The organism is Silvimonas sp., from assembly GCF_031291215.1.
Taxonomy (GTDB): Bacteria; Pseudomonadota; Gammaproteobacteria; order Burkholderiales; family Chitinibacteraceae; genus Silvimonas; species Silvimonas soli.
Map to the genome: position 1 here is coordinate 129,638 of NZ_JARLJK010000122.1, position 22,407 is coordinate 152,044.

Genomic DNA, 22,407 nt, shown 5'->3' on the forward strand with positions numbered 1-22,407 from the left:
CAATTTCAAAACGTAAATGGATCTATCTCAAGCGCCGGCAACATGGGGAGGTCGGTCACGCCGGGGTCAATGCCAAGTTGCGATAACAAAGTCGTCAGCTGACCACGATGATGGGTCTGGTGATTGAAAAAATGAGTAACCACAATCCACGCTGGCATGTTCAGGTCGCGCTGGTACATCGGGCTATGCCATTTGAAAGGCTGCTGCAGCCAGTCATCGCTGACACGCTCAGCCCATTGGTCGATCTCGGCATCAATGTGTCGACGCATCGCAACCAGTTCAGACCAACTGGCGCAGACCAGATGCCCAGCGGGGAAAATCGGCGCGGGTTGCTGGCTAAAGCGGGCCAGCCAGTTGCGATCACCGCGAATCAGATGATCCAACGTGCCATGGATGGATTTGAAAAACGCACCTTGATCGGCGTGCCGAACATCATCGTCCAGAGTATTGGCCATGGCCAACAGGCGCTCATTCATCCAGCGATTGTAGCTGCTCATCAACTGCACATACGCTCGATTGATCATTTAGGTGCTTTGTCGGATGGGCCACGGGCAAGTGGCGATTCTAGCGATATTTACGACGCGGCCAAAGTGTCAGTGCCAGCCAGATAATCGCACACGGCAGGCCGACCCAGGCCAATTCGCTCCAGAGTGTCGCAACGCCGCGGTGACTGAAGAAATGCGCGCCAATTGGCGACACCACCACCGGATGCACTGGAAAGAAAAATCGGGTACTGCTAAACGGCCACAAAGCGGCGACGCCCAAGCCACCGTCAGTGACTGCATCCAGCAGCAAATGCGTGACCGTGGTGAGCGTCAGGATTGTCCACCAGCGAAGTAGCGGGGGTCCGTGTCGTTGGCGCTGCCAGAGTGCCAGTAAGAGGCCTAGAGCTATGGCAAAAACAATGGAATGAGTTGCGCCGCGGTGACCAAAGTCGCTGCCATAAGCAACGCCAAAACGAAAACCCAGTGTGTCCAGGTCCGGTGCCATTGAGCCAGACATGGCCAGCAGATAAAGCGAGCGGCTACGCCAGTGCGCGGGTAAGGTCCGCACAATTGTCGCAGCAACCAGGGCGTGGGTAACAATGGTCGTCATGAGGGTCGGTTGTTCTTTGTAAAAAACGCCCGTACCAACCGTGTCGGTACGGGCGCTGGATCGCGATTACGGCTTAGCCGAAATGGCAAACGTAATGCAGGGTTTCGAGTGTTTCGATATCGAAACTCGAATTGCCCGGTACGTTGAAAGACTCGCCGCCAGAGTAAACGCGTGCTTCGCTTTCGCCTGCCAGTTTGACGGCACATTTACCTGCAATCAGTTCCATGATTTCAGGTGCGCCAGTGTTGAATACCAGTGCGGACGGCAGGATCACGCCCACACTTTTTTTGGTGCCGTCTGCCAGAGTCAGGCTATGCGAAACGCACTTGCCGTCAAAATAGACATTGGCTTGTTTTGCCACGGATACGTTATCGAACTGCTGGGGTTGCTGGCTCATGAAGGAATTGCTCCAGGAAGGGTGGTGTGGCTGCCTTATTTTTGCAGCACTTCGGTCAAAACGGTTTTGATGATGAAGCCCAACATGCCGAATCCGAGCACAAAAAACAGGATGATGGTGCCGAATTTGCCTGCTTGTGAATCCTTGGCCATGCGATAAATGATGAAGCCCATATAGATGATGAGGCCGGTGACCAGTATGGAAACGGACAGCGTATCAAACGTGTCCTCGGGCATTTTCAGAATGGGATCAAGTATGGACATGGCAGGCCGGATGCTTCGTTGATTACTGTGTCTCGAGATGAGGCAACAACAATCAGGCCGGCTCGTAATGTGCCGGCCTGATCGGATTTACTGAACCGCTTCATCTTGCATGCTGGCCTTGCGACCAGCGTACAGATTAACGGCCCTTGCGCGCCGCAATGCGCAGGCGCAGGGCGTTCAGCTTGATAAAGCCGCCAGCATCAGCCTGGTTATAGGCGCCGCCGTCATCATCAAAGGTGGCAATGGTCTGGTCGAACAGCGTGTCTTTTGAGTCACGTGCCACCACCGAAACCGAGCCTTTGTACAGCTTGAGGCGTACCCAGCCGTTGACGCGTTCCTGGGTGTGGTCGATCAGCACTTGCAGTGCTTTGCGTTCTGGTGCCCACCAGTAGCCGTTGTAGACCAGGCTGGCGTAGCGGGGCATCAGATCATCTTTCAGATGCGCAACTTCACGATCCAGGGTGATCGACTCAATGCCACGGTGAGCCTTGAGCAAAATGGTGCCGCCCGGGGTTTCGTAGCAACCACGGCTCTTCATGCCCACGTAACGGTTTTCGACCAGGTCCAGTCGACCGATGCCGTGCTTGCCGCCCAGTTCGTTCAGCTTGGTCAACACTTGGGCTGGCGACAGGCGCACGCCGTCAATGGCAACCACGTCGCCCTTTTCGTATTCGAGATCAATGAATTGTGGTTTGTCAGGCGCATCTTCCGGCGCCACGGTCCAGCGCCACATGCTTTCTTCCGCAGCCGCTTTCGGGTCTTCCAGGTGGCGACCTTCAAACGAGATGTGCAACAGGTTGGCGTCCATGGAGTACGGCGCGCCGCCGTTCTTGTGCTTCATGTCGACCGGAATCTTGTTGGTTTCGGCATAGGCCAGCAGTTTTTCGCGGCTTAGTAGATCCCATTCACGCCACGGGGCGATCACTTTCACGCCTGGCTTGAGTGCGTAATAACCCAGTTCAAAGCGAACCTGGTCGTTGCCCTTGCCGGTTGCACCATGACTGACTGCATCGGCGTTGGTGGCATTGGCGATTTCAATCTGACGTTTTGCGATCAGCGGACGGGCGATGGAAGTGCCCAGCAGGTATTCGCCTTCGTACAGCGCATTGGCGCGGAACATCGGGAAGACGAAATCGCGGGTGAACTCTTCGCGCAAGTCATCGATAAAGATGTGCTCGGGTTTGATGCCGAACTGCAGCGCTTTTTGTCGTGCCGGTTCAAGTTCTTCGCCCTGGCCCAAGTCAGCAGTGAATGTCACCACTTCACATTGGTAGGTGTCCTGCAGCCATTTCAAAATGACCGAGGTATCAAGACCGCCAGAGTAGGCGAGCACTACTTTCTTTACGTCAGACATGGGAATCCCCGATGAGGCAAGTTGGATCAGTAGGTGATGTCGATTTCAGTTCAAATTTTCAGACCAGTATTTTAGCGCAATATATCGCTATGACCGACGGGTAAAACGGGTCATCGGCCTAGCGCCAGGCGCGCGCCAAAACTCAGGAACAGCACACCAGTCAGTCGGCGCAACAGCGCGCCAATCCAGGCGCGGCCAGACAACTTCCTGGCAATGTTGGCTCCAGCCAGAATCAGAAAACTGAGATACGACAAACTCAAAATTTGCACAGTGATGCCGAGGGCACCGAAGGTCAGCCAGATGTGCGAATACGATGGATCGACAAACTGGGGAAAGAAAGCCATGAAAAAAATGATGGCTTTGACATTCACCAGCGAAATCGACACCGCCTGGCGATAAATATGGCGGGCTGGCACATCCACGTGGGACATTTCAGCCTGCTTGTTGCTTTTGGCCAGCAAGAGCTTGACGCCCAGCCAGGCCAGATATGCAGCACCGGCGTAGCGTACAACGTCGAACGCAACCGGATAAGCATGCATCAATGATGCCACACCCAGCGCAGCGGCGAGCATCAAGATCAGATCTCCGGTGAAAATCCCGGCGGCGGCGGCGAACCCCGCTTGCGTTCCGCGCCGTGAAGCCACTGAAAGCGCAAACAAGGAATTGGGACCAGGCATCAGAATGATGGCGGTGGCCCCGGCCAGATAAGTAAGTGGGTCGGTAATCCCTAGCACTTCAGTCCTTCAATTCACCCAGCAACAAAAATTCGATCACGGCTTTCTGGGTGTGCATGCGGTTTTCCGCTTCATCCCAAACCAGCGATTGCGGGCCGTCGATGACTTCTGGATCGACTTCTTCGCCGCGATGCGCTGGCAGGCAATGCAGGAAAGCGGCCTCTGAACTGGCGTGAGCCATCAATTTTTCGGTCACGCGATAATTGAGGAAGTCCTTCTTGCGTTGCAGGGTTTCGCGCTCGTAGCCCATTGATACGCTGACGTCGGTAGTGATGACGTCTGCGCCCTTTGCGGCGTCAAACGGGTCGCGAAATTGCTCGAAATGTTCCGGGCCATAAGTCTCGCCATCCAGCACGGTCATTTCATAACCGCGAGGGCAGGCCAGGTTCAATTTGAAATTGAAGATTTTGGCCGCTTGCAGCCAAGTGCGGCTGACGTTGTTGCTATCACCAATCCAGGCAACAGTTTTGCCTTCGATAGAACCGAAACGCTCTTCATACGTGAAGATGTCGGCCATGATCTGGCAGGGGTGGTATTCGTTGGTCAGGCCGTTGATGACCGGCACTTTGGAGTTTTCGGCAAAGCGCTCAATGATGCTCTGCTCAAAGGTGCGCACCATGACGATGTCGGTCATGCGACTGATGACTTGTGCGACGTCTTCAATGGGTTCGCCTCGGCCGAGTTGCGTATCTTTGGAGGCCATGAACATGGCGTGGCCGCCCAACTGGGACATGCCAGCTTCAAAGGACACTCGGGTACGGGTCGAGGATTTTTCAAAAATCATCGCCAGAACGCGGCCTACCAGGGGCTGATACAACTCACCGGCGCGCAGTTTCTGCTTCAATACGCGGGCGCGCTTGAAGAGATACTGGTATTCGTCGCGGGAGAAATCCTTGAACTGCAAATAGTGTCGCATGGGGCACGCTTTTGCCGACCGAGTGAGGCCGCAATTGTTTGAAAAAACAACCATTATTGTGCGTGCAGTGGCTGGGTGGCAAGCCCTGACGTGCATGCGTATTGATTTTTCGTCGTGCCTGCCGATGATCATGTCGTACGGATCAGCGCTTGGTATCCACGCGATTGAACTGTAAAATCGCTTAACCTTGTGACAAATCGATGCACTGCAACACTGGCTACGATATAATCACGTTTTAAACGTGCTCCATAACGCTTTCCCTTATACACATGATCTGTAATCCATACGAAATCGTCATTCAGGGGATCACCAGCGACGGGCGCCAGTTCCGGCCTAGCGACTGGGCGGAGCGTCTTTCCGGTATTCTTTCTACCTTTGGTTTTGATCAAAAGCTTTCCTACGCGCCATATGTCCGCCCCATGGTGATGGACGGTGTGCGTTGCGTGGCTGTAGACAAACAACTGGAAAAGCTCGATCCCCGTGTTTTTGAATTCATCATGGCATTTGCCCGCGACAATGATTTGCGCGTGGTCGACTGCCGGACACTGATTGAACAGCAACAAGCTGAATCGGCCCAAGCCGAAGCCGCTCCCAAAGCTGGCTAATTCTGTTTCCCCTCTGAGCCCGTTCGGGCTCAACTCATCGATTTTTCATTGTTGCAACGCACAACGCGCGCTATGCTAGTCCTTATGAGAAGCGCGCATGGGTGCGTTAGCTGCTGCGCGCTGAAACCCGTCAGACATCTTCGGTACAGCGCGGCGGCACATGTATAAGTCAGCAGGAGCTATTCGATGAAGCTAAAAGACAAAGTTGCCATTATCACCGGCAGTGCCAGCGGCATTGGCCATGCTACCGCTGTGAAATTTGCGGCTGAAGGCGCAAAAGTGGTGGTCTGTGATGTCAATTCGGCTGGGGTGGACCAAGTGGTTTCCGAGCTTGTGGCCAGTGGCGCGCAAGCGGCAGGTTTTTTGGTTGATGTGACCAACAAAGGACAAATCGCCGAAATGGTTGCCGGGGTCAAAGCCCGTTTTGGCCGGATCGATGTTCTGGTCAATAACGCCGGCATTGTTGCAGATGCCCAGTTGTACAAGATGAGTGATGAGCAGTTTGATCGCGTAATCGACATCAATCTCAAGGGTGTCTACAACTGCACCAAGGCTGTGGTCGACACCATGATTGAGCAGGGCAGTGGTGTCATTCTGAATGCTTCTTCAGTGGTTGGGGTCTACGGCAATTTTGGCCAGACTAATTACGCTGCAGCCAAATTTGGTGTGATTGGCTTTGTGAAAACCTGGGCCAAAGAGCTGGGCAAGAAGGGTATTCGGGCCAATGCGGTCTGCCCGGGCTTCGTGGCTACGCCTATCTTGCATGACATGCCGGAAAAGGTGATTCAGGCGATGGAAGAGCGTGTGCCGATGAAACGGATGGCTCGGCCGGAAGAAATTGCCAATGTATATGCTTTCCTCGCCAGTGATGAGGCCAGCTATATCAACGGCGCTGCTATTGAAGTAACTGGTGGCCTGACCTTGTAACGCCAAGGGCGACGCGGTTATTACCGACAATAAAAAAAACCTCGCCATGTGCGAGGTTTTTTTTATTGTCGGTGCCTGCTGCAGCCGGATGCAAACCGTCATTCATCAACCGTTCGCAGCGGCACCTTCCCAGACAATCTTCCAGCCAGCGCCATCTTCGTTACGCCAGTAGAGCCGCTTGCGCATACGGTTGTCCAGATTGTTGCTGCGATAATCCTGATCGAAAGTTGCAACCAGGGTTTCGTTTTTGCCGCCGCTAAACAGGCTGACCTCGCTCAGATCAATTTGGGCGCTTTGGCGAGAAGCTTTCAGCGATGATTTCTGCTTGCTCCAGCTTGCCAGTGTCTGCCCGTCGCCGGTCGTAAAGTCTTTGCTGTAGTAATTCAGATAATGCGGCAGATTGAGGGACTGCCACGACTCGCGCCAGTTATCCAGTAAATGCAACGCGGCCTGATGGCGTTCTTGCCATTCTGCGGCTGACAGCCATTCCACCTTTGGCACGATGACTACAGGTGTGGTGCCAATCTGCAAAAAGTCAGACACATTGAGCATTTCCGGATTGGTCAGTACCACGCAGCCATTGGAAGCCTGCGGTGCCCGCGAGTAGGTCTCAGACGGGCTGCCATGCAACCAGATGCCGTGGCCGGTGCGGCCCTCGCGTTTATCCATCTCGTTGGGATACGAAATCGGCCAGGCGCCTACGCCATACAAATCGGCTTGTGTGCCAAAAGTCTTGTCCAGCTGCGGGCGCGACATGTGGCTATCCACAAAATAAACGCCGAGGGGAGTGCGCTGATCGCCTTCTCGCTGTTTTTCAGTACCCAGCTTGCCCACGGTTACATAGTGATCGGTGACGTATTTCGGTGTGCCATCGTGGTTTTCAAATACAAACAGGCGCGAGCTGGAGGCATCGACCAGAATCGCGTATTTCTGTTTTGCCGAAAAAGCAATCAGCTGCGCTGGCAGCTGATTGAGCGGCGGTGGCGCAGCTTGCCGTTTTATTCTGACCAAGGCCTCACGTCGCAAGTCTTCCAGCTTGTCGGTATTGATGGCTGGCGCCGCGCCGCCGATGGTAGCCAATGGCTCGGCCTGCATGGCGTACAGATCTGCAGAAAGCAGATACGCCAAGCGGTAATTGGGTTCTTTGGTGAGCAGTGCATCCACTGTCGCGCGCGCATCGGCCATCCGGTTGTCGCGGATGGCGTCGATTGCGGCAACAATCATTTGCTCCGGAGAGCCTTGCGTGGAGGTGCCTTTAACGTCCCGCAGCGGATGCAACTGGTACGGATTCATTATTGGCATACGTGGCTGCGCCGCCGGGGCAAGCAGCAGTAATGCCAGCAAGCTGATGATCAGCTTGCTCCAGTTGATGGTACGGGTCATTCAGTAAATCGCTCAGGTACGCTCTTCAACGATCAGCCACCGGCCGCCGGATTTTTCCATAATCAAAGTCTTACCAGTGGAGCGCGCAGACAGACGATCCGACTTGTAATTTTGGCGGAATTTTACCTTAGCTGTATCGTTATCGGTAAATTCAATTTTGATATTTGAAACACCGACGTCAATTGACTTGGGTGAAGTGATGCGATCACGCCGTTCTTTGGCCCAATCGGCAAATTTTGCACCGCCAGGTGTCTTGAAGTTGCGCGAATAAGCGGCGAGGTAGCCGTTTACGTTTTGTTTGGACCAGGCGGCAGCCCAAGTATTCACTGCGGCCACAATTTGTTCCTGATCCGCATCATGTGGCGATGCGGCTTTGACCGGCGCAGGAGTAGGGGTCGGTGTCGGAGCTGGCGTTGGGGCCGGTGTTGCCGTGACGACAGGTTTAGGCGTCGGCGCCTGGGTTGGCAATGGGGTTGGTTTGGCGGTTACTACCGGTGTCGGCGCAGCCGTAGGTGTTGGCTTCGCTGGGGTGTTGGCCGCAACCTTGGTGCCTGATGTTGCCGGGCGCGGTGCAATGGCCGGGTTGCTGCTGAATAATTCACGAACCAGCGTCAGCTTGGTCTGGACATTCTGGTTAGAGCCTTCCAGTTGCAGGGCTTTGTCATAGGCCTGAGATGCCATGCGTGCGTACAGATCACCCAGGTTTTCATGTGCAATGGCATAGGAAGGGTTGGTCTGGATCGCCATCATCAGGGCAGTGCGCGATTTATCCAGCTGGTTTTGCTGAGCGTACAACACGGCCAGATTGTTATAGGGCTCCGGCAGTTGCGGGTAGTCTTCAGTCAACGATGTGAAGGCCTTGATCGCCTCCTCGGTACGGCCCATTTCGGTCAGCGCAATCCCGCGCAAGAAGCGGATCTGGGCGTCTTTCGGGTTTTTTACCAGATAGCTGTCGGCGCGCTCGACGACTGTTTTGTATTGCCGGGCTTTAAGTAATTGCTGGATATCTTCGAAATCTCCGGCAAAGGCGTGGCTGGCAATCAGACAAGAAATCAGTGTGAGAGCGATTCGTCGCAGGCTCATGGTGTTATGTAGTCCGTAAAGGCGTATATGCGCTAAAGGTGCGGATTCTAGCAAAACCTCGTCTTGGCTGCCCGTGAACTTGCCAGCCGGGTTACCGGTTGTGTGATTGTTGCAAGCGCCTTGGATCGGCTGTTGGCAACCATTCAGCCGTGTTGGCCCGATTGTTCCGGGAGCTTTACCGGCACTGGAGCCAGGGCATCGGGGAGGAGTTTGCCTTTACGGATCAAACGGGCGGTGATGCCGCCGCGAGTACGGCCATGGCGAGTGGCCAGCTTTTGCACCGACATTCCCTCGTCAAAAGCAGCCAGTAGCTGCTGATCTTCTGCATCGGTCCATGCCTTGCCGGCATTGGCGGGCAGCGCTGCCGCCCGAGCGGTCAATTTCCCGGCAATAGCCAGGGCTTCGGCGGCAAGTAACAGAGCCTGCTTGAGCGTTTCCTCGTCGAAAGACACCTGCATTCCTGCGCCCGTGCGGGCGGGCAAAACCGGCTGTTGCGCAAAAGCTGTGATGATGCGCTGGGCTTCGTCATGTTGCATGGCGGTGGACTCCTTTGGGCTGGCGGGCGAGTGACGAAATCACTCTAACGTTTGTCTGTCAGATTTGATAATAGAACGAACGTTCTATATGATCGAACGCAAATATCTGCACGAAGAGAGACTGATCATGTCTGGCGTTCTGGACCAGGTTTTGCAGCATCCAGCCATCTGGCTTGGTGATGGACGCATGGCGTCGGCGCAACAGAGTTTGCCGACGGCCCTTGCCGCGCTGGATGCTGAATTACCTGATGGCGGCTGGGCGACAGGCAGCACGACTGAGTTATTGCTGGCCGATGGGGCAGGTGTGGGCGAACTGGCCATTCTGTGGCCTTCGTTGCACCAGATCGGGCGTAGCCGTGAAATTGTGCTGGTCTCGCCGCCCTATGTTCCCTACGCCCCGGCATGGCAGCAAGCGGGCATCGATTTGGCACGAACGCTCTGGCTCAAGCCGGGCTCGGTGGCCGAGTCGCTCTGGGCCATGGAGCAAGCCCTGCGTGAGCCGGCCTGCGGTGCGGTATTGGGGTGGGTTCAGGGTTTTATTGATGACCGGGCCAGTCGCCGTTTGCAACTGGCCGCCAAAGCGGGCAACGGCTATGGCTTTTTACTGCGCCCGGGGCGGTCGCGGATCATGTCTTCGCCCTTGCCGTTACGCCTCTCCATTTCCAGCTCCCAACAAGGCTGGCAGATCAATATTCTGAAACGGCGCGGCTTGCCCCTGACAACGCCGGTCTTTTTATCTCGTCAGGAGGTCCGGCATGCTCTGGCTGGCTATTCATCTGCCGCAACTGCCGCTGGAAGTCTTTCCGCCACGACACCACGGCTCGCCAGCTGAGGATAGCGTGCGGCCACGACTGGTTGTGGTAGCGCACGGCAGCGGCGAGCAGGTGATGCTGGCGGATACCCTGGCCGCTTCGCTAGGCATCAAGCCAGGAATGAAGCTGTCTGCCGCTTTTGCCTTGGCCAATGAGCTGGATATTTATGTCCGCCGCCCCGAGGCAGAAACGCAAAAGCTGGCGACGCTGGCTGCTTGGGCATTGCAATTCACGCCCACGGTGGTGATCGGCGATGGGCATACCTTGCTGCTGGAAATCGGCGGTTGTTTGCTTTATTTCGGCGGTTTGCCGCGCTTGCGTGAACTGGTCTGCACGGGGCTGGCTGAATTTGGCCTGAGCATCAGCATTGGCGTTGCCCCCACGCCACTTGCGGCAACCTGGCGGGCCATGTGCGGGCGGAGCAAAGCGGTACTCAAGGTTGAAGATATTGGTTGGGCGCTGGCCGAATTGCCGTTGGCCGTGTTGCCGGTGCCGGAAAAAACACAGGAAGGCCTCGGACAACTGGGCTTGCGTGAACTACGTGGTCTGATCGATTTACCCCGCGCCGGGCTGGGTCGGCGTTTTGGCAAAGAACTCCCCTTGCTGCTGGATCGTGCGTTAGGTGCGGCGGCAGACCCGCGTGATCCGTTCGTGCCACCAGATCGCTTCGAGCGCTCGGTCGATCTGGATTACCCCGTGGAAACACTGGACGGTTTTTCCATGGTCGGCCAGTGGCTGTTTGATGAACTGGCATTGTTTCTCAGCGGACGCGGGCTGGGCGTGCAGGAAGTCACCCTGCGGCTCAAGCATGAAGATATTCCGGCCAGCATGCTGACGGTGCGCTTTGGCGTGCCAGGGCGGCGGGCGGCGGAATTCATGTCGGTGCTGAAAGAGCGTCTGGAACGTTACGAACTGGCGGCGCCCGCATTCACCATCACGCTGATGGCCGAACAGTTGCATCAACTGGATGGCATGCCATTAGGCTTGTTTGGGCATGAGGCTGGCGATGCCAATTTCCAGTTATTACTGGCGCGCTTGTCGGCCCGCCTTGGGGAAGCAGCCGTGCAAGCCGTGGCGACGGTGGATGAGCATCGCCCCGAACTGGCATGGCGCCCGGCTCGGCCTGGCGAACCCAGTGCAGCCTTACCAGTCGGTGAGCGTCCGGGTTGGCTGCTGGCGGAGCCACAGCGCTTGAGCCTGCGTAACGAGCGCCCATGGTATGGCGAACTGCTCAGTTGTACGGGCCGCGCCGAGCGCATCGAATCGGGTTGGTGGGATGAACATGCCATGGCACGCGATTATTACGTCGCCATTGGCCCGTCCGGGCGGCGCTACTGGGTCTGGCAGGACCGCTCAACGCATGAATGGTGGTTACATGGATTCTTTGGATAAATCCGCCGACTCCGGTGGTGTGATGGCTGGGTTGCCAGACTATGCGGAGCTGCATTGTCTTTCCAATTTCTCGTTCCAGCGTGGAGCTTCACATCCACGTGAACTGGTTGAGCGTGCACGAGTATTGGGATATCGAGCACTGGCAATTACCGATGAGTGCTCCCTCGCCGGTGTTGTGCGGGCGTGGCAAGAGGTGAATGCCCACAAAGGCATTCCCTTGCAACTGCTGATTGGCTCTGAATTTACGCTGGATGATGGATTGAAATTGGTCTTGATTGCGCCGGACAGGCAGGCTTATGGCGATCTATCTGAACTGATTACGGTGGGCCGAAGGGCCGCTGCGAAAGGGGAGTACCGACTGACACGTGAGGATGTGGCTGCCTTTGCACATCGTCTGCTCGCTTTATGGGTGCCGTCTGCGCAGCCAGATACCAATGATGCGGACTGGTTCCGGTCTCTGTTTGAAGATCGTGTCTGGATCGCCGTTGAGTTGCTGCAAGGGCCAGATGATAAAGCTCGCCTGGCGCAGTTGCGGTGGTTGTCTGAATACGCGGGCTTGCCTTGTGTTGCCGCAGGTGATGTGCACATGCACGTGCGTTCTCGCCGGGCGTTGCAGGATGTAATGACTGCTTTACGGGTGCATAAACCGGTCGCCGAGTGCGGTCACGCGTTGTTTCCCAACGGTGAACGCCATTTACGCAGTCGCTTGCGCTTGTCCATGGTTTATCCGGCAGACATGCTTGCTGAGGCATTGCAGATCGCTCAGCGCTGTACGTTTGATCTGGGTGACTTGCGTTATGAATATCCGGATGAACTGGTGCCGGACGGTATGACGCCGGCGGGATACCTGAAGGCTTTGACACGGGAAGGACTGGTCGAGCGTTACCCGCAGGGCGTGCCTGATGCTGTGTCTGAACAGGTTGACCGTGAGTTGGCGCTAATTGGCCGCAAGCAATATGAGCCGTATTTTCTCACAGTGCATGACATTGTCAGATACGCCCGCAGCCAGGACATTCTCTGCCAGGGCCGCGGATCGGCAGCAAACTCGGCAGTCTGCTTTGCCCTTGGTATTACTGAAGTAGATCCGGCACGTGCCAATTGTTTGTTCGAACGTTTTATCTCGGAAGAGCGTAACGAGCCGCCTGATATCGATGTCGATTTTGAACATGATCGACGCGAACAGGTGATGCAGTATCTCTATAAAAAATATACTCGTGAGCGGGCCGCTCTGACGGCCACGGTTATTACTTATCGTCCGAAGTCCACTTTGCGCGATTTAGGGCGCGCGCTGGGCTTGGCAACAGATCAACTGGATCGCCTGTCGCGAAATCTGTCCTGGTGGGATCAGCGAGAGGAGTTGCCACTACGGCTGGTGGAAGCTGGTCTTGACCCGGAAAGCCGACCGGTGAAGTTATTGCTGGCGTTGACCGATGATTTACTTGGGTTCCCGCGTCATTTATCACAGCATGTGGGCGGGTTTCTCATCTCGCGTGGGCCAATCAGCCGCATGGTGCCAATTGAAAATGCGGCCATGCCAGATCGAACCATAGTGCAGTGGGATAAAGACGATCTGGATGCAATGGGGTTGCTGAAAGTAGATGTACTTGCACTCGGCATGCTTTCGGCATTGCGCCGTTCGCTCAATCTGGTTAATGCCATTCGTGGCAGTAACTGGAGGCTAGCCACCATCCCGGCGGAAGACTCCAAGGTTTACCAAATGATGAGTCGGGCCGACACCATTGGCGTGTTTCAGATTGAATCCAGGGCGCAGATGTCGATGCTACCCAGGCTCAAACCCGAGAAATTTTATGATTTGGTGATTGAAGTCGCGATTGTGAGACCAGGGCCGATTCAAGGTGGCATGGTGCATCCCTATTTGCGCCGCCGCCAAAAACTGGAACCGATTGAGAAGATGAGCCCGGAAGTTGACAAGGTGTTGGGGCGAACATTTGGTGTGCCGATTTTTCAGGAACAAGTCATGCAACTGGCGCAGGTTGCAGCTGGGTTTTCTGCGGGGGAGGCTGATGACTTACGAAGGGCGATGGCGGCGTGGAAACGTACTGGGAAACTAAAGTTATACGAACAGAAGTTAAAAGAGGGCTTGATTAAGTACGGGCAAACTGCCGAATTTGCTGACCGTCTCTACAACCAGATCAAAGGCTTCTCCGAATACGGCTTCCCCGAATCCCACGCCGCCAGTTTTGCCTTGCTGGTCTATGCCTCGGCTTGGCTCAAGTTCTATGAACCGGCGGTTTTTTTGTGCAGCATGCTCAACTCGCTGCCGATGGGTTTTTACAGTGCTTCGCAACTGATCCAGGACGCGCAGCGCCACGGCATTGAGGTTCGCCCGGTGGATGTGCAACACAGCGATTGGGACTGCACGCTGGAAGACATCGAACGTCCGCAAGCCGCTGTGCGGCTGGGGATGCGGCAGATCAAAGGTTTGAGCGAGTTGGCGGTAGCGCAATTAGCGGCTCTGCGTCCGCCGGGCGGGTTTGAATCGGTGGCACAAGTGCAAAAACTGCTGGAGCTGGATACGCGGGATATGACCGCGCTCACCGAGGGCGGGGCGTTTGAAACCTTGGCGGGGCATCGTCGCCAGGTGTGGTGGCACGCCAGCGCCATTGATACCACGCACGATCTGGCCTGGTCGGAGAGTGACGGCATTCTGCCGGAGCTAGACCCGGCCAGCCTGGGGCAGGATATTGCTGCGGACTACCGTCGTCTGCGTTTGTCATTGCGAGCGCACCCATTGTCTTTGCTGCGCGAACGTTTACGCCGCGACAAACTGCTTAACGCGGCTGAATTGAAGCGCGTGCCTCATGGGTTGCGCGTCAAAGTGTGCGGCATTGTGGTTGGGCGGCAGCGGCCAGGTACCGCAAACGGTGTGGTGTTCGTGACGCTGGAAGATGAAACCGGCAACACCAATGTGGTGGTTTGGGAAAAGGTGGCTTCCCTCTATCGTAAGCCACTGTTGGGGTCGCGCTTGATGGTGGTATATGGGCAGGTACAGCACGTTGAGGGTGTGTTGCATCTGGTCGCCCACAAACTTGAAGATCGAACCGAATTGCTCGGTGAGTTATTAACGCGCAGCCGAGATTTTCATTGATATTCATGTCTAATGATCGCAATACACCCGAAAGACCGTTGCGGCGGATCAGTTGGATCAGTCAGTCTGTACCGCACAGACTGCAGATTTCGCTGGCCATGCGTGTGTTCACGGCAAAATGCGCCTGCAGCCAGGCCAGGATGGCGAGCGCCGAGCGTGGTGTGCGCGCATAGCCTTGCATCAAATCGGGCAGGGCCGTGGCGGTTTGGGTAAAGCGCTGTTCAAAGCGCCGTTCGTTCGCATAGATGTCGGTAAACACGCTGGCCTGGGCCGTTTCAAGATGAGCCGCCAGTTCCATTACGCGATTGACCGCATCAACCTGTACAAAGCGAAAGCCAGAGAGTTTTTCGCCGCGCTTGTAACGCGCCATGCCCACATACAAATTGCCCAAGGTTTCATCGACCAGCCAGTCGGTGCTGCGGTTTTCCCGCTTTGGGGTGAAAGAGGGCAGACAAATGCTGTCGGGCACTTCCGGTTTTTTCCAGATCATGCGGCCCGGCGCGTAGGCGATATTAGGTAGTTCGTCTATTTCGAAAACGGCAAATTCACAAAAAATGCCGTCTTCAAACAAGACCTTGTGCCCGTCTATCGTATTGCGAAAATGCCATGCCAGCGGGCGGATATTGCCAAGCCAATCCAGGTTATCGATAAACCGTTGCTTGAAACCGGGTGCGGCAATGGCAAAAAAATCCAGATCAGACCATTTGTCGACGCGCGCTACCTCCACGCCAACGGAACCCAGTCCAAATAGCGCCAGCGCCTGGCCGCTGTGTGCCAGTGACTGGCCGATTTCATCCAGCCGGGTAAGCAGTGCCTGTTTGGTATTCATGACGAGTCTCTGGACGTTTAGTGAAAGAAGCGGTGGCAAAACGCCAGTCTAGATAAGCTTTAAACGCTTTTCAAACCGGTTTGAATAACTGTTGCGAGAACGTTTAGCGGCGATCTGGCCACTGCACATGCTCATGCCATGGCCTATGCTATTTCTACTGATGGCAACGATCGGCACAGCCGGTAAAATGCGCGCATCATCATGTAGACAATCAGTCCGGAGCACGCCATGCAACTCACCGTCGTTGACCACCCGTTGGTGCAACACAAACTTGCCCTTCTGCGTGCGGAGGACACCAGTACCAATAAATTCCGGCTGCTGACTGAAGAACTGGCGCGCTTGCTGGCGTACGAAGCCACGCGCGATCTGCAACTGGAGCCTAAAACCATTCAGGGTTGGTGTGGCCCGATTGCCGTGCAACAGATCAAGGGCAAGAAGCTGACTGTGGTGCCGATTCTGCGTGCCGGTATCGGCATGCTCAATGGCGTGCTGGATCTGGTGCCGTCGGCCAAGATCAGCGTGGTTGGTCTGGCGCGTAATGAAGAAACGCTGCAGCCAGAGCCGTATTTCGAGAAATTCGTTGGCGACTTGCATGATCGTCTGGCACTGATCATTGACCCGATGTTGGCGACCGGTGGCTCGCTGGTGGCAACCATTGAGATGCTCAAGCGCAAAGGCTGTAAAGAGATCAAGGCGATTGTGATGGTCGCCGCGCCGGAAGGCGTCAAGCTGGTGAACGAATCTCATCCAGACGTGCAGATTTATGCTGCCGCGCTCGATAGCCACCTGAACGAGCACGGATATATCATCCCGGGGTTGGGCGATGCCGGTGACAAGATTTTCGGTACTGTGCACAAGTCGTAAGCCATGCAAAATCAGTAATTACAAACAACGCCGGGGGATTCCCGGCATTGTTTTGTCCGGCTCCAGGCCACAAGCCTGAGCCACCACGCAAAACCCTAAAAATCATAAATCAGGAAGGGGATACCATGTTTTCAACCGTAAAACAGTTCATATCGGGCGCGCAGATTCTGTTCGTCGCCTTTGGCGCGCTGGTGCTGGTGCCGTTACTCACCGGACTTAACCCCGCCATGGCGCTGCTTGGCGCTGGCGTGGGCACGCTGATGTTCCAGTTGCTTACCGGGCGGCAAGTGCCGATTTTTCTGGGTTCATCGTTCGCATTTATCGGCCCGATCATTTTTGCCATGCAAACCTGGGGTCAGGCCGCCACTCAATTCGGTCTGTTCTTTGCCGGGTTTATGTACTTTGTGGTTGCCGCCATCATCAAGTGGCGCGGCATGTCGTTGATTAACCGCCTGTTGCCGCCGGTGGTGATCGGCCCGGTGATCATGGTGATCGGTTTGTCGGTCGCCGTTGCTGCATCCGGCATGGCCATGGGGCAGGGTGGTGGCAAGCAATTGGTGGAATATGGTCCATCGATGTTGCTGGCAGCGATTTCTCTGGCAACGACCATTATCGTGGCTGTGTTTGCCGGTGGCCTGTTGCGGCTGGTGCCGATTTTGTCGGGCGTGATCGTGGGTTATGTCGTCGCCGCGTTTATGGGGATCGTGAATTTCGGCGGTATTGCAGCGGCACCGTGGTTTGCCATGCCGCACTTTGTTTCGCCAGAAGTGAACTGGGCGGCGGCTCTGTTTATGTTGCCAGTAGCGATTGCTCCGGCCATTGAGCATATCGGCGCGGTCATGGCGGTTGGCAAGGTCACGGGTAACGACTACACCACCAAACCTGGTTTGCATCGCACCCTGACCGGCGACGGCCTGGGCGTGTGCTTTGCCGGTCTGATCGGTGGCCCTCCGATCACCACGTATTCCGAAGTCACCGGCGCGCTGATGATCACCCGCAACTTCAACCCGGTGATCATGACCTACGCCGCTGTGTTGGCCGTAATCCTGGCGTTCTTTGGCAAGTTCAACGCCATCCTGCAATCGATTCCGCTGCCCGTGATGGGCGGGATCATGGTGCTATTGTTCGGCACTATCGCCAGCATCGGCCTGAAAACGCTGATCGACGCCAAGGTAGACCTGATGGCCCCGCGCAATCTGGTGATCGTCGCTGTGATCCTGACTTGCGGGATTGGTGGCCTGACGTTGAAGCTGGGCGGTTTGAATCTGGCAGGCGTGGGTTTGGTCAGTATTCTGGCGATTGTGCTTAACCTGATCCTGCCGCAAGACAAGCAGCGCGACGGCATTGTGGAAGGGCAGGATATCTAATTGCCTGATGGGGTGATTCGTCTCGTTTTGAAAGATAAACGCGGCAATCTCCCAAGTATGTGTCTGAAAAACAAAACCCGGATCGCTCGCCTGAGCATCCGGGTTTTTGTTTTCAGGCTCGCATGCCTGTTCAAATCGCCGCGCCAAACCGCAATTTGCCGGACAGGATTTGAACTTCATCAAGTATCTGCGTGTATCTCTGACCTTTTAAGGTTGTAAATGAGAACAGTTATCATTAATATGACGTCCTGATAAATGCTGATCCCGCCGCATGAGCATTGCGCGCGGCGATCCAACCGCAGGCTCGACCTTTGATGATTACTATTTTTGCCATTTTGTTAACCGTTGCCGGGGCCGCCGGGACGTACCTGGCCGCGCCTAACCAGTCTTTGCTGGCGCAGTCTGCTGGCTGGGTTGGGCGTCGGATCGGCGCAGTATTGCTGCTGGCCGCCACCGTACTGTGGGTATGGCAACTGGGCGTCGGGGCAGGGGTGTTTGCCGCGCTGGTGACCACTGTACTGAGCTGGATCGCCTTGCCTGCGCTGGCGTTGCTGGTACCGCGTAAAGCCGCAGCAGGTGCCCGCTAATGTGGTGGCGTTTCTCTGCAGGCGCGGTGCTGGGTTTGCCGCTTTCGATTGCCATTATCGGATTGCTGACCCGCCTGGCGCCAGGTGGCTGGTCGCACCTGATTGTGCCAGCGCTGCTGCTGTTTGCACCGTTGTGGGTTGGCATCATGGCTGGTAGCACCTTGTTTCGTTCCACCGCCAAAGCGTGGAGTTTGCTGCTGGCGCTCAATCTGTTGGTTTATCTGTTGCTGTGGGGGACGCGTCATGCGCTTGCCTGAAATGCCGTCGCCATCTTCCGCTACGTTACGTCTCTTTCAAAGCCTGCACACCTGGACCGGCTTGCTGGCTGGCTTTGCCTTGTTTGTGGCGTTTTATGCCGGTGCCATTACGGTGTTCCAGGACGACATTGCTATCTGGCAGAACCCAGCCAACCGTAGCCAGCATGTCGAAACACCGGCCGAAGGGCAGTTGCTGATCGATCGCGTGATCGCAGCGCACCCCGATGCCAAAGCTCGTTTGAGTCTGCAACTGCCTACGGAAACCGGTTCACGTTATGTGGCGTGGTGGTTCGATACCGCCAAAAAAGACTGGCAAAGCGCCACGCTGGCTCATATGGATGGCACAGCCAAGCCTGAGTCCGACCTGACCAGCTTTATCAATGCAGTGCATTACTCGCTGGGTATTCCGGTTGGCGGGATTTATTTCATGGGCGTGGTCAGCGTGTTGTACGGCCTGGCGCTGGTGTCGGGTCTGCTGATTCATTTGCCACGGTTGAGCAAAGATTTGCTGGCCTTGCGTGCGGGCAAAAATCTGAAACGATTGTGGCAAGACGCGCACAACCTGATTGGTGTATTCAGCCTGCCGTTTCATATCATTTTTGCCACTACCGCAGCGGTGTTCTGCCTGTACGGCTTGCTGCTGACCGGGTTTGATACGTTGGCTTATGGCGGCAATTTGATGGGCAAGATCAATGGCGCACTGGACGTGACCACTGAGACACCTGCAGCCAACAAATCCGCCGTCATGTTGCCCTTGCCCGAGTTGCTGGAGCGTGCGCGCCAACAAGCGCCAGATTTTGAAGCCAGCGCGCTGACGCTGCTCAATTATGGCGATGCCAACGCTGAAGCGGCGGTGCGCGGTAATTCCGAACGCTCGCTGGCGCCGTACGGCAACATCGGTGTGCACCTGGCGGACGGGCATATTCTGGATACCCAGATTGCCGGTGAACGAGACATCAACCACGCCACCATGAGCGGCGCATACAGCCTGCACTTTGGCAGCTTTGGTCATTACGCAGTGAAGTGGCTGTACTTTGTGCTAGGGCTGATGGGCGCTTTTTTGTTTTATTCCGGCAATTTGCTGTGGGTGGAATCGCGCCGCAAATCGCGCCAGGAACAGCAGGGGCGGGCGCCATACCACATGGCGCAGGCCACGATAGGCGTATGCATCGGTACTTGCGTAGCGATATCGGGTGCGTTTGTGGCGGCGCAACTGGGCGCGGCACTGAATCTGGATGTCCCGCTGTTAGAACGCGAAGTTTGCTACGGCCTATTCTTCTGCGCGCTGCTCTTTGCTTTTACCCGCCCACCCATCGTCGCCGCCGTGCATCTGCTGCGCGCTGCTGCGTTGATGACCTTCTGCATTCCGCTGGCCAACGGCCTGCTAACGGGTGATTACCTGCTGATCACCCCATGGCGTGGCGATTGGCAAATCTTTGGTGTCGATGCCATTGCGCTGCTCATGGGCGGAGGTTTTCTCTGGTTGGCGCGTCTGACCCGGCGCCGTCAGCAAGCAGGCCAAGCCAACAGCGTCTGGGCCATGACTTCTGCGCCGCCGCGCCGCGTTCCAGCCATCAATACCGCATAAATCCAGCAGTACCTCCAGTTTTACCAAATCCATATCAAAACAGGCCCGACCGCCTCAGGTCAGGGCAGACCTTACCTTTCAATCAGGGAACCTTCATGCCTCGCCATACACTTCGTTTGCGTCCGCTGGCTTTTGCAATTGCGGCTTTGTGCGCTGTTCCGCATGCTTTCGCCGAAGATGCCGCCGTATTGTCCAATGTGGATGTCACCGCCACCGCGCAACCGCAATCTACCCTGGAAAGCTATCGGGTGCAGTCCACCAGCAATGGCGCGCTGGGTGATCAAGCTATCCGCGACACGCCGTTTTCAGTCACGGCAGTGAGTGCGGCGCAAATCCAGAATCAGCAATCTTCGCAAATTTCTGAAGCGTTCAAAAACGACGCCAGCGTGACCAGCATTGGCAACAGCTATGCGGGCGAAAACAGCGCCATCAGCGTGCGCGGCATGCAGATCGATACGTTGAATGGCATCAAGATTGATGGCCTGGGCGCACCGGCGTGGGGTAGTGACCTGCCGCTGGAAGTGTTCGACCAAGTGCAATTGCTCAAGGGCCTGTCTGGCTTTATGTATGGCTTTGGCGCGCCGGGCGGCATTCTCAATTACGTACTCAAGCGGCCGACCAACGCGCCGTACGCCAGCGTCACTGCCGGTTTTGAGAGCGATGGCGTATTCAAGGCTGCGGCTGATCTGGGCGGGCGCTTTGGTAATGACAACCGCTTTGGTTATCGCCTGAATGCCGTGCAGGAGCAGGGCGATACGGCGGTGGACGAGGGCTATGTCAAACGCACTACCGCTTCGATTGCAGCAGACATGCGCATCACGCCGGATGTGGTGTGGTCGGTGGATGCGCTGTACAACAAACGTCGCGTCGATGGCGCGTATTACGGTGCCATCCTGGCGCAGGATTACGGCCTGACCGTGGCTGAACCGGTGAAGATTCCGTCCGCGCTGGATGGCAGCCAGCGCCTGGCATCCCCGTTCACTTATTACGAAACCAGCTACAAAGTCGCCGGTACCGATCTGACTTGGGCGATTAATCCGCAATGGGACGCCCGGCTGTCGTATCGCTACGCCAAACAGGATCGGCTAAACCGCGATAGTGCCATTTTCCTGACCGATAATAGCGGCGGCTATTCCGAGCTGCAGTGGGGCGGCTATTCGGTTTACGACTATCAGACTGCGCAAGCATTGCTCAACGGCCATCTGCAGACTGGTTCCATCAAGCATGAACTGGTGTTTGGCGTGTCCTGGCAAGATCAGAAAGAAGACTATCCGGACAATTTTGCTTCGACCGAACTGGGCAGCGGCAACATCTACAACATGACGGTGTTTCCCAACCCCAACACCAATTACGACAATGGAACTTATCTGAGTTCCAAAACGACGCAGAAAGCCGTCTTTGCCAGTGACACGGTGAAGTTCAACGACCAGTGGTCCACCATTCTGGGTCTGCGTTACAACGATTATTCCCAGACCGGCTACGACATGGCCGGTGCGGTGACGGCCAAATATGACCGCTCGCCAGTCACGCCCACGATTGCGTTGATCTACAAACCGGTTGAGCCTGTCTCTGTTTACGGCAGCTATGTGGAATCGCTGGAACAGGGCGGCACCGCCCCGGCTTATGCCAGCAACCCCAACGCCATCATGCCGCCACTCAAAAGCAAGCAGTACGAAGTGGGCGTGAAGGCGGAATACCAGACTTGGGGTGCGTCTGCCGCTTTGTTCCGGGTGAATCGCGGTCTTGAATATGTGAATTCCAATGCCACGTTCGTGCAAAACGGCGAAACCCGCTATCAAGGGCTGGAACTGAACGGCTCTACCATACTTGCCAAAAACTGGACGCTGACCGGCAGCACCATGTGGCTGGATGCCAGCAATGTGAACGCGTCGGCTGATATCAATGGCAAACGGGCTTATGGCGCACCACGCTTCCAGGCTAGTGCCGGCGTTGAATATGCGGTGCCGCAAATCGACCGCCTGGCACTAACTGCGGGCGCGCAGTATGTGGGTGACCGTGCGCTGGAAGCGGACAACAGCAACATTGCGCCGTCATATACCTTGTTTGATCTGGGCGCGCGCTATGTGACGCACTGGAATACCCAGAAAGTGACGCTGCGTTTGAATCTGGACAACGTGACCAACGAGAAATACTGGCTGACTAGCTGGGGCTTTATCCTGAACCAGGGGACACCTCGGATGCTGAAGGCTTCGGCGCAACTGGAATTCTAATAACCGGGTTGGAGTAGTAGCAATGGGCTGCTACTGATCGATGAGCATGAGTTGGACAAGGGCTTCTTGTCTCTTATA

At 55.9% G+C, this 22,407-nt stretch carries 21 protein-coding genes and 1 pseudogene; 11 read left to right on the forward strand and 11 right to left on the reverse strand.

Annotated elements, in window-relative coordinates; genetic code table 11:
• Window positions 1-5: 5 nt before the first annotated feature.
• From P4L78_RS13330 to argF, 7 genes are all read right to left on the reverse strand, one after another.
• Window positions 6-524: a DinB family protein gene (locus tag P4L78_RS13330; protein WP_309328484.1), complete on the reverse strand. Its 519-nt coding sequence runs from the start codon at window positions 522-524 to the stop codon at window positions 6-8.
• A 40-nt stretch (window positions 525-564) separates the two neighbouring features.
• A complete protein-coding gene (locus P4L78_RS13335; RefSeq protein WP_309328485.1) occupies window positions 565-1,095 on the reverse strand; it encodes a metal-dependent hydrolase in 531 nt (176 codons plus the stop codon).
• A 73-nt stretch (window positions 1,096-1,168) separates the two neighbouring features.
• Complete coding sequence (locus P4L78_RS13340) at window positions 1,169-1,492, reverse strand: pyrimidine/purine nucleoside phosphorylase (protein ID WP_283149876.1); 324 nt, start codon at window positions 1,490-1,492, stop codon at window positions 1,169-1,171.
• A 35-nt stretch (window positions 1,493-1,527) separates the two neighbouring features.
• Window positions 1,528-1,755, reverse strand: coding sequence for a DUF2788 domain-containing protein (locus P4L78_RS13345; protein ID WP_283149875.1), 228 nt, complete (start codon window positions 1,753-1,755; stop codon window positions 1,528-1,530).
• 136 nt (window positions 1,756-1,891) lie between these two features.
• Window positions 1,892-3,109 carry an argininosuccinate synthase gene (locus P4L78_RS13350; protein WP_309328487.1) on the reverse strand — a complete coding sequence of 406 codons (1,218 nt, stop codon included), beginning with the start codon at window positions 3,107-3,109 and terminating at the stop codon, window positions 1,892-1,894.
• Between the two features lie 110 nt (window positions 3,110-3,219).
• Window positions 3,220-3,843 (reverse strand): leucine efflux protein LeuE, encoded by a 624-nt coding sequence (gene leuE, locus P4L78_RS13355; protein WP_283149873.1) that lies wholly within the window; start codon window positions 3,841-3,843, stop codon window positions 3,220-3,222.
• 1 nt (window position 3,844) lies between these two features.
• Complete coding sequence (gene argF / locus P4L78_RS13360; RefSeq protein WP_283149872.1) at window positions 3,845-4,759, reverse strand: ornithine carbamoyltransferase; 915 nt, start codon at window positions 4,757-4,759, stop codon at window positions 3,845-3,847.
• Window positions 4,760-5,028: 269 nt separating this feature from the next.
• Between argF and P4L78_RS13365 the strand changes: the two are divergent.
• Together P4L78_RS13365 and P4L78_RS13370 are read left to right on the forward strand one after the other, a co-directional pair.
• A pseudogene (locus P4L78_RS13365) lies at window positions 5,029-5,322 on the forward strand (DUF3579 domain-containing protein); the annotation flags it as partial.
• A gap of 228 nt (window positions 5,323-5,550) precedes the next feature.
• Window positions 5,551-6,291, forward strand: coding sequence for a beta-ketoacyl-ACP reductase (locus P4L78_RS13370; protein WP_283149871.1), 741 nt, complete (start codon window positions 5,551-5,553; stop codon window positions 6,289-6,291).
• Window positions 6,292-6,396: 105 nt separating this feature from the next.
• Here the strand turns inward: P4L78_RS13370 and P4L78_RS13375 are convergent, their stop codons facing one another.
• The 3 genes from P4L78_RS13375 to P4L78_RS13385 all read right to left on the reverse strand — a co-directional run bounded on the left by P4L78_RS13375 (window position 6,397) and on the right by P4L78_RS13385 (window position 9,293).
• Complete coding sequence (locus P4L78_RS13375) at window positions 6,397-7,674, reverse strand: murein L,D-transpeptidase family protein (RefSeq protein ID WP_283149870.1); 1,278 nt, start codon at window positions 7,672-7,674, stop codon at window positions 6,397-6,399.
• Window positions 7,675-7,686: 12 nt separating this feature from the next.
• Entirely contained in the window at window positions 7,687-8,757 is a 1,071-nt protein-coding gene (locus P4L78_RS13380) for a tetratricopeptide repeat protein (protein WP_309328488.1), read from the reverse strand.
• 143 nt (window positions 8,758-8,900) lie between these two features.
• Window positions 8,901-9,293 (reverse strand): hypothetical protein, encoded by a 393-nt coding sequence (locus P4L78_RS13385; protein WP_309328489.1) that lies wholly within the window; start codon window positions 9,291-9,293, stop codon window positions 8,901-8,903.
• Between the two features lie 88 nt (window positions 9,294-9,381).
• On the opposite strand from P4L78_RS13385, the gene imuA reads away from it, so the two are divergent.
• From imuA to P4L78_RS13400, 3 genes are read left to right on the forward strand one after another with little or no spacing between them, the layout of a single operon-like run.
• Window positions 9,382-10,125, forward strand: coding sequence for a translesion DNA synthesis-associated protein ImuA (gene imuA, locus P4L78_RS13390; RefSeq protein ID WP_309328490.1), 744 nt, complete (start codon window positions 9,382-9,384; stop codon window positions 10,123-10,125).
• Window positions 10,049-11,497, forward strand: a complete 1,449-nt coding sequence (locus P4L78_RS13395; RefSeq protein WP_309328491.1) for a DNA polymerase Y family protein — start codon at window positions 10,049-10,051, stop codon at window positions 11,495-11,497. Before imuA ends, P4L78_RS13395 begins: the two co-directional genes overlap by 77 nt.
• On the forward strand, window positions 11,481-14,606 hold the full coding sequence (locus P4L78_RS13400; RefSeq protein ID WP_309328492.1) for an error-prone DNA polymerase: 3,126 nt from the start codon (window positions 11,481-11,483) through the stop codon (window positions 14,604-14,606). Before P4L78_RS13395 ends, P4L78_RS13400 begins: the two co-directional genes overlap by 17 nt.
• Window positions 14,607-14,667: 61 nt before the next feature.
• On the opposite strand, the gene P4L78_RS13405 is transcribed toward P4L78_RS13400, so the two are convergent.
• On the reverse strand, window positions 14,668-15,435 hold the full coding sequence (locus P4L78_RS13405) for a hypothetical protein (protein WP_309328493.1): 768 nt from the start codon (window positions 15,433-15,435) through the stop codon (window positions 14,668-14,670).
• A 228-nt stretch (window positions 15,436-15,663) separates the two neighbouring features.
• Between P4L78_RS13405 and upp the strand changes: the two genes are divergently transcribed.
• The 6 genes from upp (at window position 15,664) to P4L78_RS13435 (ending at window position 22,329) form a co-directional block, all read left to right on the forward strand.
• Complete coding sequence (gene upp, locus P4L78_RS13410; protein ID WP_283149863.1) at window positions 15,664-16,299, forward strand: uracil phosphoribosyltransferase; 636 nt, start codon at window positions 15,664-15,666, stop codon at window positions 16,297-16,299.
• Window positions 16,300-16,424: 125 nt separating this feature from the next.
• A complete protein-coding gene (locus tag P4L78_RS13415; RefSeq protein ID WP_283149862.1) occupies window positions 16,425-17,666 on the forward strand; it encodes a uracil-xanthine permease family protein in 1,242 nt (413 codons plus the stop codon).
• Window positions 17,667-17,980: 314 nt separating this feature from the next.
• Window positions 17,981-18,253 (forward strand): hypothetical protein, encoded by a 273-nt coding sequence (locus P4L78_RS13420; RefSeq protein ID WP_309328494.1) that lies wholly within the window; start codon window positions 17,981-17,983, stop codon window positions 18,251-18,253.
• Window positions 18,253-18,510, forward strand: a complete 258-nt coding sequence (locus tag P4L78_RS13425; protein WP_309328495.1) for a hypothetical protein — start codon at window positions 18,253-18,255, stop codon at window positions 18,508-18,510. Before P4L78_RS13420 ends, P4L78_RS13425 begins: the two co-directional genes overlap by 1 nt.
• The gene (locus P4L78_RS13430; RefSeq protein WP_309328496.1) at window positions 18,497-20,098 is read left to right on the forward strand and encodes a PepSY-associated TM helix domain-containing protein; all 1,602 of its coding nucleotides are present in this window, start codon (window positions 18,497-18,499) and stop codon (window positions 20,096-20,098) included. The genes P4L78_RS13425 and P4L78_RS13430 overlap by 14 nt, the downstream gene beginning before the upstream one ends.
• 95 nt (window positions 20,099-20,193) lie before the next feature.
• Window positions 20,194-22,329: a TonB-dependent siderophore receptor gene (locus P4L78_RS13435; protein ID WP_283149858.1), complete on the forward strand. Its 2,136-nt coding sequence runs from the start codon at window positions 20,194-20,196 to the stop codon at window positions 22,327-22,329.
• Window positions 22,330-22,407 lie beyond the last annotated feature (78 nt).

Bases quoted from the DNA above. Each gene is read 5' to 3' on its own strand.
- P4L78_RS13330 (WP_309328484.1), bottom strand. From the start codon at position 524: ATGATCAATCGAGCGTATGTGCAGTTGATGAGCAGCTACAATCGCTGG.
- P4L78_RS13335 (WP_309328485.1), bottom strand. From the start codon at position 1,095: ATGACGACCATTGTTACCCACGCCCTGGTTGCTGCGACAATTGTGCGG.
- P4L78_RS13340 (WP_283149876.1), bottom strand. From the start codon at position 1,492: ATGAGCCAGCAACCCCAGCAGTTCGATAACGTATCCGTGGCAAAACAA.
- P4L78_RS13345 (WP_283149875.1), bottom strand. From the start codon at position 1,755: ATGTCCATACTTGATCCCATTCTGAAAATGCCCGAGGACACGTTTGAT.
- P4L78_RS13350 (WP_309328487.1), bottom strand. From the start codon at position 3,109: ATGTCTGACGTAAAGAAAGTAGTGCTCGCCTACTCTGGCGGTCTTGAT.
- argF (WP_283149872.1), bottom strand. From the start codon at position 4,759: ATGCGACACTATTTGCAGTTCAAGGATTTCTCCCGCGACGAATACCAG.
- P4L78_RS13370 (WP_283149871.1), top strand. From the start codon at position 5,551: ATGAAGCTAAAAGACAAAGTTGCCATTATCACCGGCAGTGCCAGCGGC.
- P4L78_RS13375 (WP_283149870.1), bottom strand. From the start codon at position 7,674: ATGACCCGTACCATCAACTGGAGCAAGCTGATCATCAGCTTGCTGGCA.
- P4L78_RS13380 (WP_309328488.1), bottom strand. From the start codon at position 8,757: ATGAGCCTGCGACGAATCGCTCTCACACTGATTTCTTGTCTGATTGCC.
- P4L78_RS13385 (WP_309328489.1), bottom strand. From the start codon at position 9,293: ATGCAACATGACGAAGCCCAGCGCATCATCACAGCTTTTGCGCAACAG.
- imuA (WP_309328490.1), top strand. From the start codon at position 9,382: ATGATCGAACGCAAATATCTGCACGAAGAGAGACTGATCATGTCTGGC.
- P4L78_RS13395 (WP_309328491.1), top strand. From the start codon at position 10,049: ATGCTCTGGCTGGCTATTCATCTGCCGCAACTGCCGCTGGAAGTCTTT.
- P4L78_RS13400 (WP_309328492.1), top strand. From the start codon at position 11,481: ATGGATTCTTTGGATAAATCCGCCGACTCCGGTGGTGTGATGGCTGGG.
- P4L78_RS13405 (WP_309328493.1), bottom strand. From the start codon at position 15,435: ATGAATACCAAACAGGCACTGCTTACCCGGCTGGATGAAATCGGCCAG.
- upp (WP_283149863.1), top strand. From the start codon at position 15,664: ATGCAACTCACCGTCGTTGACCACCCGTTGGTGCAACACAAACTTGCC.
- P4L78_RS13415 (WP_283149862.1), top strand. From the start codon at position 16,425: ATGTTTTCAACCGTAAAACAGTTCATATCGGGCGCGCAGATTCTGTTC.
- P4L78_RS13420 (WP_309328494.1), top strand. From the start codon at position 17,981: ATGATTACTATTTTTGCCATTTTGTTAACCGTTGCCGGGGCCGCCGGG.
- P4L78_RS13425 (WP_309328495.1), top strand. From the start codon at position 18,253: ATGTGGTGGCGTTTCTCTGCAGGCGCGGTGCTGGGTTTGCCGCTTTCG.
- P4L78_RS13430 (WP_309328496.1), top strand. From the start codon at position 18,497: ATGCGCTTGCCTGAAATGCCGTCGCCATCTTCCGCTACGTTACGTCTC.
- P4L78_RS13435 (WP_283149858.1), top strand. From the start codon at position 20,194: ATGCCTCGCCATACACTTCGTTTGCGTCCGCTGGCTTTTGCAATTGCG.